The sequence below is a fragment of the Pseudomonas sp. yb_5 genome, assembly GCF_043103865.1.
Classification (GTDB): domain Bacteria; phylum Pseudomonadota; class Gammaproteobacteria; order Pseudomonadales; family Pseudomonadaceae; genus Aquipseudomonas; species Aquipseudomonas putida_Y.
This window is the reverse complement of record NZ_JBICKE010000034.1, coordinates 28,473-42,233: the sequence shown is the minus strand read 5'-3', so window position 1 is coordinate 42,233 and position 13,761 is coordinate 28,473. Positions and strand designations below refer to the sequence as shown.

12 protein-coding genes are annotated in these 13,761 nt (G+C 63.3%); 2 read left to right on the top strand and 10 right to left on the bottom strand.

Going from position 1 to position 13,761, the window contains the following annotated elements:
* Positions 1–13 precede the first annotated feature (13 nt).
* Entirely contained in the window at positions 14–1,756 is a 1,743-nt protein-coding gene (locus ACF8GF_RS04495; RefSeq protein ID WP_176685005.1) for a PTS fructose-like transporter subunit IIB, read from the top strand.
* 147 nt (positions 1,757–1,903) lie between these two features.
* Here the strand turns inward: ACF8GF_RS04495 and ACF8GF_RS04490 are convergent, their stop codons facing one another.
* Positions 1,904–2,125, bottom strand: coding sequence for a DUF3820 family protein (locus tag ACF8GF_RS04490; protein ID WP_003247308.1), 222 nt, complete (start codon positions 2,123–2,125; stop codon positions 1,904–1,906).
* A 200-nt stretch (positions 2,126–2,325) separates the two neighbouring features.
* Here ACF8GF_RS04490 and ACF8GF_RS04485 point away from each other — a divergent pair, with 200 nt between their 5' ends.
* Complete coding sequence (locus tag ACF8GF_RS04485) at positions 2,326–2,802, top strand: PA2169 family four-helix-bundle protein (protein ID WP_176685006.1); 477 nt, start codon at positions 2,326–2,328, stop codon at positions 2,800–2,802.
* Here the strand turns inward: ACF8GF_RS04485 and ACF8GF_RS04480 are convergent.
* The 9 genes from ACF8GF_RS04480 to ACF8GF_RS04440 all read right to left on the bottom strand — a co-directional run bounded on the left by ACF8GF_RS04480 (position 2,799) and on the right by ACF8GF_RS04440 (position 13,751).
* Complete coding sequence (locus ACF8GF_RS04480; RefSeq protein WP_392487732.1) at positions 2,799–4,289, bottom strand: sensor domain-containing diguanylate cyclase; 1,491 nt, start codon at positions 4,287–4,289, stop codon at positions 2,799–2,801. The genes ACF8GF_RS04485 and ACF8GF_RS04480 overlap by 4 nt on opposite strands.
* Before the next feature lie 536 nt (positions 4,290–4,825).
* Positions 4,826–6,160 (bottom strand): OprD family porin, encoded by a 1,335-nt coding sequence (locus ACF8GF_RS04475; RefSeq protein ID WP_003247305.1) that lies wholly within the window; start codon positions 6,158–6,160, stop codon positions 4,826–4,828.
* 206 nt (positions 6,161–6,366) lie between these two features.
* Positions 6,367–6,591: a hypothetical protein gene (locus ACF8GF_RS04470; RefSeq protein WP_176685700.1), complete on the bottom strand. Its 225-nt coding sequence runs from the start codon at positions 6,589–6,591 to the stop codon at positions 6,367–6,369.
* A 200-nt stretch (positions 6,592–6,791) separates the two neighbouring features.
* Positions 6,792–7,526 (bottom strand): YkgJ family cysteine cluster protein, encoded by a 735-nt coding sequence (locus ACF8GF_RS04465; RefSeq protein ID WP_176685701.1) that lies wholly within the window; start codon positions 7,524–7,526, stop codon positions 6,792–6,794.
* The gene (locus ACF8GF_RS04460) at positions 7,523–7,834 is read right to left on the bottom strand and encodes a hypothetical protein (protein WP_176685702.1); all 312 of its coding nucleotides are present in this window, start codon (positions 7,832–7,834) and stop codon (positions 7,523–7,525) included. Before ACF8GF_RS04460 ends, ACF8GF_RS04465 begins: the two co-directional genes overlap by 4 nt.
* 88 nt (positions 7,835–7,922) lie before the next feature.
* Positions 7,923–8,822, bottom strand: coding sequence for a chemotaxis protein (locus tag ACF8GF_RS04455; protein ID WP_021781736.1), 900 nt, complete (start codon positions 8,820–8,822; stop codon positions 7,923–7,925).
* A gap of 146 nt (positions 8,823–8,968) precedes the next feature.
* Positions 8,969–10,153, bottom strand: coding sequence for an HlyD family type I secretion periplasmic adaptor subunit (locus tag ACF8GF_RS04450; protein ID WP_176685703.1), 1,185 nt, complete (start codon positions 10,151–10,153; stop codon positions 8,969–8,971).
* Positions 10,150–12,318 (bottom strand): type I secretion system permease/ATPase, encoded by a 2,169-nt coding sequence (locus ACF8GF_RS04445; RefSeq protein ID WP_339444567.1) that lies wholly within the window; start codon positions 12,316–12,318, stop codon positions 10,150–10,152. The genes ACF8GF_RS04450 and ACF8GF_RS04445 overlap by 4 nt, the downstream gene beginning before the upstream one ends.
* Positions 12,315–13,751, bottom strand: coding sequence for a TolC family outer membrane protein (locus ACF8GF_RS04440; protein WP_176685705.1), 1,437 nt, complete (start codon positions 13,749–13,751; stop codon positions 12,315–12,317). The genes ACF8GF_RS04445 and ACF8GF_RS04440 overlap by 4 nt, the downstream gene beginning before the upstream one ends.
* Positions 13,752–13,761: the final 10 nt, after the last annotated feature.

Genomic DNA, 13,761 nt, shown 5'->3' with positions numbered 1-13,761 from the left:
AAGAGGGTTGCCGATGAACATTGCCATAGTCACCGCCTGCCCCAATGGCCAGGTATCGAGTGTACTGAGCGCACGCTTGCTGTCCGCCGCTGCCCAGCGGCGCGGCTGGAGCACCAGCGTCGAAGTGCAGAATACTGAACACCCCGAGCGGCAGCTGAGCGCCGCACAGATCGCCGAGGCTGACTGGGTGCTTGTGGTCAGCACCGGTCCGGTGGACCTGGCCCGCTTCGTCGGCAAGCGCCTGTACCAAAGCACGCCATCCCAGGCGCTGGCTGATCGCGAAGGCTTTCTCGACGAAGCGGCGGCCAACGCCGAGCTGCTGGCCGCAGTGACAGATGGCCCGGCCGCCGCTGGCAGTGCTGGTACCCGCATCGTTGCCGTGACTGCTTGTCCGACCGGCGTAGCCCATACCTTCATGGCCGCAGAAGCCTTGCAGCAAGCCGCACAGCAACTGGGCTACCAGTTGACCGTCGAGACCCAGGGCTCGGTCGGTGCGCGCAATCCCTTGTCTGCTGAAGCCATCGCTGCGGCGGACGTGGTGTTGCTGGCCGCCGACATTGAAGTTCCCACTGCACGTTTCGCCGGCAAACGTATTTACCGTTGTGGTACCGGCATTGCCCTCAAGCAGGCCCGCGCCACTCTGGACAAGGCCTTGGCGCAGGCCGCGGTGGAAAACGGCGCCGACGCCGCAGCGGCATCCACGCCGACGAAGGGCGAGAAAACCGGCGTGTACAAGCATTTGCTTACCGGCGTGTCGTTCATGCTGCCGATGGTGGTGGCCGGCGGCCTGCTGATTGCCCTGTCGTTCGTGTTCGGTATCGAAGCCTACAAAGAGGCGGGCACCTTGCCGGCGGCGTTGATGCAGATTGGCGGCGAAGCCGCCTTCAAACTGATGGTGCCGCTACTGGCGGGTTATATCGCATGGTCCATCGCCGACCGCCCCGGGCTGGCCCCCGGCATGATCGGCGGCCTGCTGGCCAGCACCTTGGGTGCCGGCTTCATCGGTGGCATTGTCGCCGGTTTCCTTGCCGGTTACAGCGCCAAGGCCATTGCCCGATGGGCGCGCTTGCCCAGCAGCCTGGAGGCGCTCAAGCCAATCCTGATCATTCCATTGCTGGCCAGTCTGTTCACTGGCCTGGTGATGATCTACGTGGTCGGCCAGCCGGTAGCAGCGATGCTCGAAGGCCTGACGCACTTCCTCGACAGCATGGGCACCACCAATGCCATCCTGCTGGGGCTGTTGCTGGGCGGCATGATGTGCGTCGACCTTGGCGGGCCGATCAACAAGGCCGCCTATGCGTTCTCGGTGGGGCTGTTGGCCTCGTCGAGCTACGCGCCAATGGCGGCGACCATGGCCGCCGGCATGGTGCCGCCGATCGGCTTGGGCATTGCCACCTTCCTGGCCCGGCGCAAGTTCGCCCAGAGCGAGCGCGAGGCGGGCAAGGCGGCGCTGGCGCTGGGGCTGTGCTTCATCTCCGAGGGGGCGATTCCGTTTGCCGCCAAGGACCCGTTACGGGTGATCCCGGCCAGTATCGCCGGTGGTGCGTTGACCGGGGCATTGTCGATGTATTTTGGCTGCAAGCTGATGGCGCCGCATGGCGGCTTGTTCGTGTTGTTGATCCCCAACGCGATCAACCATGCGTTGCTGTATTTGCTGGCGATTGTGGCGGGTAGCCTGGTGACAGCGGTGGTGTATGCGGTTATCAAGAAGAGCGAGCGTGTGGAGTTGGCCGTGGCGCCTGCTAAAAGTGTATGAGCAGACCTCGTTCTGTGGGAGCGGCCTTGTGTCGCGAAAGGGCCGCAAAGCGGCCCCGGCAATCTAAGTTGCGAAGCTGAAAATCTGGGGCTGCTTCGCAGCCCTTTCGCGACACAAGGCCGCTCCCACAGAGCCCGCGTTGGCCTTTCAACGGCGATGCTTCTGCCGCAACGGCACCAGCAGATCACCCAGCCCGTTGTGATCGATCTCATGCATCAACGCCAGCAACCCACCCAGTTCCCCTGCCGGAAAGCCCTTGCGCGCAAACCACGCCAGGTAGTCCCCCGGCAGATCCGCAATGATTCTCCCCTGGTACTTGCCGAACGGCATGCTGCGGGTCACCAGTAGTTCGAGGGTTTCCGGCTTCATCTGCGCGCACCTGGCTGTGGAAAGGCGCCGACCATACTGCAATCTGCACGAAGCCCCAAGCGGCAATCATGCAGAACGCCGTTACCAGCTGTCGTCTCTTGTATGTAAGTCATTGAATAAAAAGAAATTTATTTTTGTGTTAAGCGTGGCACGAACGCTGCATTTCCCTAGAGGACTATCACCTGCCAAGGAGTTCGACCATGAGCAACCCCAACAAAGACGTGATCGACGTACTCAACGACCTGATCGAGTACAGCAAGGATGGCGAGAAAGGTTTCAAGGCTTCGGCCGATGATGTGAAGAACCCCGAGCTGAAAGCGTTCTTCGTCCAGCGCGCGGGTGAGTGCGCCAGCGCTGCCAGTGAATTGCAGGGCGAAGTCCGTCGCTTGGGCGGCGACCCGGAAACCTCCACCAGCATCAGTGGCGACCTTCACCGCGGCTGGGTCAACCTCAAGTCGATGGTCACCGGCAAGGACGAGGAGGCGGTGCTGAACGAGGTGGAACGTGGCGAGGACCACGCCCTCAAGGCCTACAAGGAAGCCCGTGAGAAACTGGTGAAACTGGGCCGCACTGCCAGCGACATGACCTACAGCCTGGTGGAGAAGCAGCTGCAAGGCGTGCAGCGCAACCATGACCAGGTCAAGGCCCTGCGCAACGCCGCTCGCGCCCGCTCCTAATCGAGCGGGCCCTCTACCCGATTGCGGCCATTGGCCTTGGCCCGGTAGAGCGCTTCGTCCGCAGCACCCAGCAGCCTGCCAAGGTCCTGCTGGGTGCCGGACAGACCGATACCGATGCTCACGGTCACGGCGTGAGCATCATCCGCAAACGGCGCCAGCGCCTCGACGCTGGTGCGGATGCGTTCAGCCAGTAGCTGGGCCCCGGCCAGATCGGTTTCCGGCAGCACCACCTGAAACTCCTCCCCACCGTAACGCGCGGCCAGGTCCGCCGGGCGGCGAATGCATGCTTCGATGGCCCGGGCCACCTCGCGCAAGGCATGGTCGCCACCGGCGTGGCCATGGCGCTGGTTGAATGCCTTGAAGTGGTCCACATCCACCATCAATATCGCCAGCGGCTTACGGTTACGTTGGGCGCGGGCCCATTCCTGGCGTAGCACATGGTCCAGCTTGCGGCGGTTGGCCAGGCCAGTCAGGCTATCGGTGGAAGCGAGCATGGCCAGGTCTTCTTCTGCTTCGTGGCGGCGGCGCAGTTCGCGGCCCAGCAGCAACGTCAGCCAGAGAATGCCCACGCACAGAGCGCCGGTGGCGACGCTGACGACAATGGCGGTACGGCGCCAGGACTCGAACACCTCGTCGGCCGAGTGCACCACCAGCACGATCAGGGGCAACTGCGCGACTCGGGCGAAGGTGAACATGCGGAGTTTGCCGTTGATGTCGGAGCGGGCGGTGAAGTTACCGCTCTGTTCAGCGATGATGCGCTTGAAATTGGGCCGTTCGGTGTAGGAGGTTCCAATCAGTGGGTCCTGCGCGCGGTAGGGTTGGCGGACAAGTAACTGCCCGTCGGTATTGAACAGGTTGATGCTGCTGTCGTGGCCAATGTCCAGGCGTTGGAACAATTCACTGATGTACGACAGGCGCAGCGCACCCGCTGCCAACCCGGCGAACTCGCCATTGGGGCCGGAGATGCGCCGGCTGAAGCTGATACACCAGTCCAGGTCGCCGAGCTTGGCCTTGAAAGGGGGGCCCACCAGCAAACCGAGGTTGGCATTCTGCTGGTGAGCCTTGAACACCCCGGTGTGACCGAAGTTGGCCTTGCGTGGCACGCTGCTGGTGGAGTCGCCGACGACATTGCCTTGCTTGTCCAGCCACAGCACGTCACCGCGCTTGCGGTCGATGAAGGCTTCATTGAACAGCAGGCGCTGGCGTATCGGACCGGAGACCTCCGGCAGTTCCTTGCGCCCGACGGCCCAGATCAGGCCTTGCAGTGACTGGTCGTAGAGTTCGACGTTGCGCAGGATGTCGCTTTCGATCAGCTGGACGATGTTGTTCGACGAGCGCACCGCCGACTGCTCGACACTTTCGCGCTCGCGAGCAAGCAGGTAGCTGACGATGGCCACGATGGCGAGCACGGCAAGGCAACTGCCCAGGTTGAGGATCAGCTCGGGGTGCGACCTGTAGACTGCGAAACGCGGGGACTGGGTGGGCATGCTCGCTACTGCGTGGGCAGGGCCATTCGCGGCGGCAATATTCTAGGGAAGCGGGCATTGTCGGACAAGATTTGTCCGACGGAAGCACGGTGTACCGTACTTTTCGATTGGCCGTCGTGTAGGAGCGGGTTTACCCGCGAAGAGGCCGGCCCTGCTGGCCAAACTCCACCCGCCGTTCACCGTTGCCGCCACTACCGTATTCGCGGGTAAACCCGCTCCTACAACACTGATCCGCGGTGGACACACACCGGGGATTGGACACAGGCCGTTGTAGGAGCGGGTTTACCCGCGAAGAGGCCGGCCCTGCTGGCCAATCTCCACCCGCCGTTCACCGTTGCCGCCACTACCGTATTCGCGGGTAAACCCGCTCCTACAACACTGATCTGCGGTGGGACACACACCGGGGAATGGACACAGGCCGTTGTAGGAGCGGGTTTACCCGCGAACATCGGCGCAGCCGGTGCCCAACACCGCGGTGCCTTCTTCGCGGGTGAACCCGCTCTCACAGGGTTATAGGCGATGCTTGCAGCGCAAGATCAGAACACGTTCAGTGGGTAGTCGACGATTACCCGCACTTCATCGTTGTCGCTGTTGCTGTCGATCGACGCATAACCTTGGCTGCCGCGGTGGGTGGCATAGCGCACCAGCACCGACAGGTCCTTGAGGTCACCTTCCTGGAACACGTATTTCACGTCCAGGTCGCGTTCCCAGTGCATGGCGTTCTTGCCATCTTCGCGGTAGTAGTCGTAGTGAGTAGTGTCCTGAGTGGCCTTGGTCAGGTCGGCCTCACCGCGCGAATACGACAGCGAAGTGCTCAAACCAGGCACGCCGACACCGGCGAAGTCATAGCCGTACTGCAGTTTCCACGAGCGCTCGTTCGGCGCGTTGAAGTCCGAGTACATGCGCGAGTTGTCCAGGTACACGCTATCGCCCAGGTTGATGTAGTCGAATGGCGTGTTGCCGTTCACTCGCTGGTAGGCGGCGGTGACGCTGTGGAAGCCAGCGTTGACGGTGAAGTGCACGCTGTAGGTGTTGTTGTCGATCTTGCCTAGCAGGGCCTGGCCGGTGTCCTGGGTGTGATAGAAGTGCACGCCCGGATTCAGGCTGACCAGGTCATTGACCACATAGGTGTAGTCGAAGTCCGCGTAGTACTGGTTCCAGATGTCCTTCAGCTCGGCGGCGTACAGGTTGGCGGTGATGTGCTCGGTGCCGCTCCACGACGCGCCGGCCCAGTTCAGGTGCTTGCTCTTGTCGTGCTCGTCCAGTGACCCGTAGTAGGTGTCGATGCGGCGGTGGCCGCTCTGGTTGTACGGGTGGGTGAAGCTGACCTGGCCGCCTTCGAGCAACAGGCCGTCGATGCTGGTGTTGGTCAGGCTCACACCACGGAAAGTCTGCGGCAGCATGCGGGTTTCACCACCGGCGATCACCGGGTTGGTGAGGAACAGGTCCCCGGCTTTCAGCTCGGTGTCAAAGGCTTTCAGCTTGACCGCGGCACCGGCAGTGGAAAACGAGTGCGGGGCTGCGCCCAGCTCGCCGTCGTCCTTGATGTGCTCGGGCAGGATGCTGGTGCCGGCATGGCCGCCACCGCCGTCGAGCTTCAGGCCCAGCATGGCATGGGCGTCCAGGCCGAAACCGACCACACCGGGGGTGTAGCCCGACTCGAAGCGTGCCACCGCGCCCTGGCCCCACTCGCGGGTGTCGCGCACGCCGGCGTTATGGTTGTCGCGGTTGAAGTAGGCATTACGGAAATGCAGGTTGAACGACGAACCTTCGATGAAGCCATCAGCCTTGTCTTCATCTGCCTGAGCGGCGAAAGGGATCGTTGCAGTCAACGCAATGAAAAGCGGGGTAAAGCGAAACGCGGAAGGCACCGGTACTAGCTCCTTTGGTCTGACGGTGGGGCAGTTTTTATTTTTGAATGTGCATCTTTTTTATAGGTGGACGTTACAACCAGGCTGAGAGTTGAAGCACATAAAAAAAGCCGCTGATTGGCAGCGGCCTTTAAAAGGCTAACATATCGGCACCGGAGGTGCCCATGGCGTAGCCAAGGGAAAACAGGAGCAGTGACAGCGTTTGATCAGCTGTCGGCACTGGTGTCGACGGTGACTTTGGAAGCTGTCTGTTTCGCGTCTTTTACGGTGTCGGATTTATTTGCGGCTACAGCGTCACGGGCCTCTTGATGGACCGCCGCGAGCTCTGCATTACGGGCAACGAAAGCCGGGGATTCTTCGGCCATGGCCAGTGGCGACAACAACAGGGAAGACAGGACGAAGACGCTGGCAATACCCATACTGTTGGACATTTGAAACTACCTTCTTGCGGTGCAAGTGCTAATGAGGACAGGGGTAAAGTTAGTCCTTTCAGTGCACTCGAAACAGAGCGAAGTGCGATAAGCACTGTTGCGCAAAAGGTAACGATCGTTGGGTGAAATAATGGGACTTTCGGCGAAAGTCCCGTGCTAGAGCACCTGCACAGTGCGCCGCCCTGGGCAAGATGGTCAGGCTAGAAACCGATAAAGGCGTAATACACCGGGGTTTCATGGGTCGTGCGCAAACCCAGTGCCTGCAAGCTCGCCGTCAGCGCTTCATCCTGCACATGCAAGGTCCACTGCGCCCCTTCATTCCCCGGCACCTGCGCCAGCGCCGCAGCAAACGCCCCCATGTCCGGCAAGTAAGCGGTAAACCCGTTACCCTTGAGCGCACTGGTAGTCATGCCCAATGCCTGGCATACCGCCACCTTGGCCGCAATGTCATCACGGTCGGCCTGGCGCGAAGCCTGTACCAGCGCCTGCAGTTCCACATCGACCAGTTGCGTGCCGTGAATCAGCTCCGGCCCCTGTTGCCAGGCCTCCGGAGGGCAGTCCTTGCTGTCTGGCCGCAGTGGAATATGTGGGTTGATTTCTACCGGATAGATGCGACAGACCAGCGGGCGATGCTCATAGATGGTGCAGAGGTCGTTGGCGTCGAGGTTACGGCAACGTCCGGGGTTGAATGCAGCAAAGGTCACCGAGATACGTGCCTCGCCCTCGCCGCAATTCACCGGATGGGAGCGTCGCAGCACATGGTCACGCTGCTCCAGCGGCATGCCAGGGCCGTCCACGACGAAGGCCTCGATCAATACCACCACCTGGCCGGCATCGTCCGCCCAGCGACGAGCTTCGGCCAGCGTCAGTGGCACATGGTGGCCGGTGCAGCATTTGCCGCAGCCGGTACAGCCGAAACGTAAGCGGTCGGTCACTTGGCTTCCGGGCTCCATTCGCTGACGAAGGCACGCTGGTGCTGGCGGTCGTACAGGCACAGCTCGGTGCCGGTGCGCTGCTGCATATGCTTTTGTGGATAGACGCCTTCGATCAGCAGGGCACTCATGCCTGCCTGGTCATCGAACTCGGCGGGCTTGCCGCGGGCGTGGGCGTCCTTGAACTGGCTGGCGGTCAGGCAGGCCTTGAGCATCTGCTGGCGCTGCTCGTTCCAGGCCCGACTACTGGAGGCCTGGGCAATACCGCTGAAGAGGGCACAGCTGATCAGGATAGCGCTGAGAAGCTTCATATGTGATTCCGGCAATTTTCTTGCGAGGGGCGCGAATTATGCCCGAGTCACCCCCGGCGGCCAGCCGGGGAGTTTGTCGCTGAATATATCAGTGCTCGGCGAACACCACGGTACGCGCGGCCACCACCAGACAATCGGTCAGTTCTGGCGAGGAGAACTTGGTAAGGATGGCATTGGCCCCGGCCTGGGTCGCCTTTTCACTGCTCATGGCACTGTCCAGCGAGGTGTGCAACAGCACGTACAGGTGCTGGAAGTCAGGGGTTTCACGCAACGTGCGGGTGAAGGCGTAGCCGTCCATTTCGCTCATTTCGATGTCGGAGACGATGATGTTGATCTCCTGCGCGGTGCCTTGCAGTTCCAGCAGCACGTTGATGGCGTCTTTGGCGCTGCGCGCAGTGTGGCATTCGATACCGAGGTTGCGCAGGGTGTGCACCGACTGCTGCAAGGCCACCTGGCTGTCGTCCACCACCAGGATATTGGCCGCGGCCAGCAGGCTGGCATCTTCTTCGTTCAAGGTGCCGTGTGCTGGCTCGGCGACGGGCGGGGCGATGGCGTGTATGACTTTTTCGATGTCCAGCACCTGCACCAGGGTGTTGTCGACGCGCGTCACGCCGGTGATGAACGAGCGGGTGCCCGAGGCGTAGGGCGGCGGTTTGATGTCGGTGCTCAGGCAATGCACGATGCGGCTGACCGCCTGTACATGCAGGCCTTGGCGCGAACGGCTGATCTCGGTAACGATCAGGCAGCCACCCTGTGGGTCGGCCAGTGGTTGTTCGCCGATGGCGCGGGACAGGTCGATGACCGACAGCGAGTGGCCGCGCAGGGTTGCCACGCCTTTTACGTGGGGGTGCGACTCGGGCAGCTTGGTCAGCGGCGGGCAGGGGATGATCTCGCTGACCTTGAGCAGGTTGATTGCCATCAGCTTGCCGCTGCGCAGGGTGAACAGCAGCAGGGATAGCGAATCCGCGCGGGCATTTTGCGTGGCCATGGTGACCTTCGGTGGGGTGCAGGGGGATAACTGGTTATCGGCCTGTTTTGGTCGGGCTTTAGACATTTTGCGCAGAACCCAGCAATGCTTGGGACCCTGTGGGAGCGGGTATGCCCACACACAAGTGATGTGTGTAAACGCCTGGATCAGCGTTCGCGCAGGGCTTCCTTGGCCCGGTTCAGCGGCTTGATCAGGTAATCGAGGATGGTTTTCTCGCCCGTTCGGATATCCACCGTGGCAATCATCCCTGGCACGATCGCAAAGCGCTTGCCGGCCTTGTTCTGCAAGCTGTCCTGTTCGGTGCGTATGAACACGCGGTAGTAGTAGATTTCCGGTTTGACCTCGTCCTGCAGGGTATCCGGCGAGATGCCCACCACCTTGCCGTCCAGCCCGCCGTACACCGAGTAGTCATAGGCACTGATCTTGACCTTGGCCGCCTGCTCGGGGTGAATGAAGGCGATGTCCCGTGGCGCGATGCGGGTTTCGATCAGCAGGCGTTCGTCCATCGGCACGATCTTCATCACCTGGCCACCGGGCTGCACCACGCCACCCAGGGTGTTGACCTCGATGTCCTTCACAATGCCGCGCACCGGCGAACGCAAGGTCAGGCGGGTAAGTGAGTCGCTGCGCCCGCGGATCACTTCCGACAGGGCGTCCGCTTCGGCGCTGGCCTTGGCCAGTTCTTCCCGGGCGCGCACCAGATAGTCCGAGCGCGCCTCGTTGGCCTTGAGTTCCAGCTCGGAACGCTGGCGGTTCAGGCGGATCACTTCGACCCGGCTGGAGGCACCCATCTTCGCCAGGCTCTCGGTGATCTTCAGCTCGCTGCGCACCAGCTGCAACGAGTCCTGAATACCCGCCAGGGTCTGTTCCAGGCCGTGGCGGCGGGTCTGGTACAGCGCGGTTTCGGCATCGATCAGGTCAGGAGAGTCGCGCAGGCTCGCCGGAAAGGTCAGTGGCTTGCCGGTCACCTCTGCCTGCAGGCGGGCCTGGCTGGCCCTGGCAGCGCGGTACTTGGCTTCGCTTTCACCAACGCTCGACGCCGTCTTGGTGGGGTCGAGCTGGGCCAGTACCTGGCCGCGCTCGACCAAGTCGCCTTCGGCCACGCTCATCTGCGCGACGATACCGCCCTCGAACGATTGGATTACCTGCTCTCGCGAACTGGGGATGACCTTGCCTGTGCCGGTGGACACCTCGGTCACCTCGAACCAGGCCGCCCAGGCCAGGAACGCCGCCAGCATCAACGCGCACAGGGTGATCAGGCGGCCGGCACGGAATACCGCCTGGTCGTCCTGCCCGTCCAGGTAGGAGGCTGGAAGTTCATGGTCGCTCATGCCTGGGCTCCTTGCAGTTTGGCCAGCGCGGCATCGCGCGTGTCATCGATGACAATACGCCCGGCGTCCAGCACCAGGATCCGATCGACCCGCTGCAGAACGCTCAGGCGATGGGTTGCGATCACCAGTGTACGGCCCTGACAGAAGCGCTCCAGGTTATCCAGCAGCTTGCGCTCGGTCATGTCGTCCAGTGACGCGGTCGGCTCGTCCAGCAGCAGCACCTGCGGCTGGCGTACCAGTAAGCGCGACAGCACCAAGGCTTGGCGCTGACCGCCAGACAAGCCCAGGCCTCCTTCGAGGATCAAGTGGTCCATGCCCTTGGGCAGGCGGCGGACGAAGTCCAGTGCGCCAGTGGCGGCCAGCGCGGCCACCAGTTCCTGGTCGCTGGCCTGGCCGGCGCCGAGGGTGAGGTTTTCCCGCAGGGTGCCGTGGAACAGCCTCGCGTACTGCGGCAGCAGGCCGACGTCACGGCGCAGGTCAGCCGGGTCGAGGTGGGCCATTGCGATGCCGTCCAGGCTGATCTCGCCCTGTACCAGGTCCATGGCCCCGCCCAGCGCCTGCAGCAAGGTTGATTTACCGGCGCCGTTGCGGCCCAGCACGGCAATGCGCTCGCCCGGCTGGATATCCAGCCGGCCAATGTTCAGCACTGGCGGGTACTCTTCGCTGTAGCGGAAGTTGGCCTGGCGCAGGCGGTACTCGCCGTGAATCGCCGGCAGGTGCACGCGGGCTTCGCCTTCGGGGTGGTCGACCGGCGACTGCATCAGCTTGTCCAGGCCTTGCAGCGCGACCTTGGCCTGCTGCCAGCGGGTCAGCACATGGGTCAGCTGGGCCAGCGGTGCCATCATTCGCGACGAAAGCATGGATGCCGCCACCAGGCTACCTGTCGTGAGGTCGCCGGCGATGACCATGGGGGCGCCGATCACGATTACCACAGCAAACACTGCACCTTGCACGTTCTGCGTCCAGGTCACCAGGCCGTTGGTGAGGGTGCGCAGGCGCAGGTTGGTGTGCGCGCAGGCCGCGTTGTACTGGTTCCACTGCCGTTCGAAGCGTGCCTCTGCCTGCAGTGCCTTGATTTCGTCCAGGCCCTGGATGCTTTCCACCAGCATGGCGTTGCGCAGCGCCGACTCACGCATCGAGGCGTTAGCCAACCGTGCCAGGCGCCGTTGTGCAAGCAACCCAGGCAACACCATGGCCAGCAGCGCGACCAGCGGGATGAACACCAGTACGCCGCCGATCAGCCAGAACACGAACAGGAACAGCAGGAAGAACGGTAGGTCGGCCAGCACCGTAGCGGTGCTGGACGTGATCAGGTCGCGGATCGATTCCAGCTCGCGCAATTGCGAGATGAACGAGCCGGTGGACTTCGGCCGCACCGAGTTGCGCAGGCGCAGGGCATGGCCGTACACCAGGTCGCTCACCCGCAGGTCGGCGCGCTTGCCGAGCAGGTCGGTCACCTTTAGCCGCAGCAGGCGCATGCTGAAGTCGAACACCAGTGCCAACACCACACCGCCGAACAGGACGTAGAGGGTGGGCAGGGATTCGGCCGGTATCACTCGGTCGTACACCTGCATCGAGAACAGCACGCCCGCCAGCGCCAGCACGTTGGCCACCAGTGACGCGACCATTACCTGCCCATAGGGACGCAGGTCACGCAGTACGATGCGGGCGAACCAGTGGCGGTCGTAAGGCGCGGTGTAGTCGTCGGTGCGCACATCGCGCAGTGGCCGGGCCGGGCGCAGCAGGGCAACGCGGTTGATGCGGCCCTTCAGGGTGTCGCGGGGCAGGCGCGAAGTCAGGCCCTGGTCACCGGCAAACACTACCGCCAGGTCATCCTCTTCGGTCACCGACTCGACCACCGCCAACTGCCCGTCGTCCAGCTCCAGCACCAGCGGCGTGCGCCATTGCCGCAGGCCCTTGGCATCGAAGTGCACGAAGCGCAGTGCCAGCCCCGCCTGACGTGCCATGTGGCGGAGGATTTCATTCAACGGGCGGGCATCCTCCACAGCGGCCAGGCGAATACGCTGGGGTGATACGTCTAGGCGGTAGTGGTGCGCCACCTGCAATATCACCTCAAGCCAGGGGCCAAGGTCTGGCCGGTGCGCGGCGGCCTGCTCCGGCGCGGGCGCCTGGTTGGGCAGGGTCACATCGATCGAATCACTCATGGCTGGATCTCCACACCTTGCAGGTTGCGCCCCTCAAGGCCAAAGGCCGTGCGCAGGGCACCGGTGTTGTACAGGCAGTCGACATCCAGGCGCAGCAGGTCGGAGCGGGTGCCGGCAAGTTCGAAGCGTGACTGGTAGATCTCCTGCTCGGCGTTGAGCAGGTCGAGCAGTGGCCGTGTGCCCAGGTCCAGGTACTGACGCCCGTAGAGCATGCGTGCCTCCTGAATGCTGGCCTGGCGTGCTTCCAGCGAGGTCAGCCGGCGGCCCAGCCCGGAGGTTTGCGCCATGGCCTCGGCCAGGCCCCGACGCGCCTGCAGGCGTGCGGCGTCCTCGGCGGAGTCGGCGGCGGTCAGCGCGTGGCTGGCCGCGCGGGTACGGGCGCTGATGGAGCCCCCTTGGTAGATGGGGACTTCGACGTTCAGGTAGATGCCCGCCTGGGTGCGGTCCAGCCGTGCGTTATCGCGGTTGTAGTCGTCGTCCAGGTAATGATTGACCTGCGGTTGCAGCGACAGGGTGGGGTAGGCCTCCGCTTTGGCCTGGGCCAGCTCGGCCTGGCCCTGTGCGCGCTGGGCCAAGGCCATCAGCACGGCGGGCAGGCGGTCATCACCCTGTGCAGGGCGCTTGCAGGCCTGGTTCAGCTCGGCGGGTGAGCCCTCGGCCAGTGCCGGAGGGGTAACGCGGCCCATCAGCGCCGCCAGGGTCGAGCGCCAGCGCTCGTACTGTGACTGGTACTCCTCCAGGGTGGCACGGGCGCTTTCCACGCGGGACTCGGCCTGCACCACGTCGGAACGGGTGCTGGCGCCCATGTCGCTACGCTGACGGGCCATGCCGGCAATGTCGCCCACGCCGCGAATCTGGTCGCGGGCAATCGTCATCAGTTGCTCGTAGCGGCGGGTTTCGATCCAGGCATAGGCTGTGTCGCGGGCTAGATCGTCGACCACCAGCAGGATATTGGCCTGGGCGCGGGCGGCAGCAGCCTGGGCCGCACTGACGGCGCTGTCGACCTTGCCGAAATCATAGAGCATTTGCTTGAGCGACAGGTTCAGGGCCTGGCTATTGCGGTCGCCGCCATAACCGGTGTCATAACCGGTGCGGATACCGCCGGAAATCTGTGGGTAGTACCCCGCACGGGCGACGTTGATGCCTTCGCCCTGCTTGTAAAGGTTGCCGATGGCCTCAGCGATGCTCGGGTGCCATTGCGCTGCCTGCAGCACCGCGTCGGTAAGGCTCAGCCGTTCGCCACTGGCGACCGGGGCCATGCCGATGGGCGGGCGGGCGGGCACCGCCTCGGGCGCATCGCGTAATAGAGATGGCCCGATCTGGCGCAGGTGGGGGTCTATATCATCGGCTGCCTGGGCAACCGGGTGGAAGTTCAGGGCCAGGAACCCGAAGGCTCCCAGCAACAGCGGTGACAGCGGACTGCTTCGCTTCACATAGTTCCCT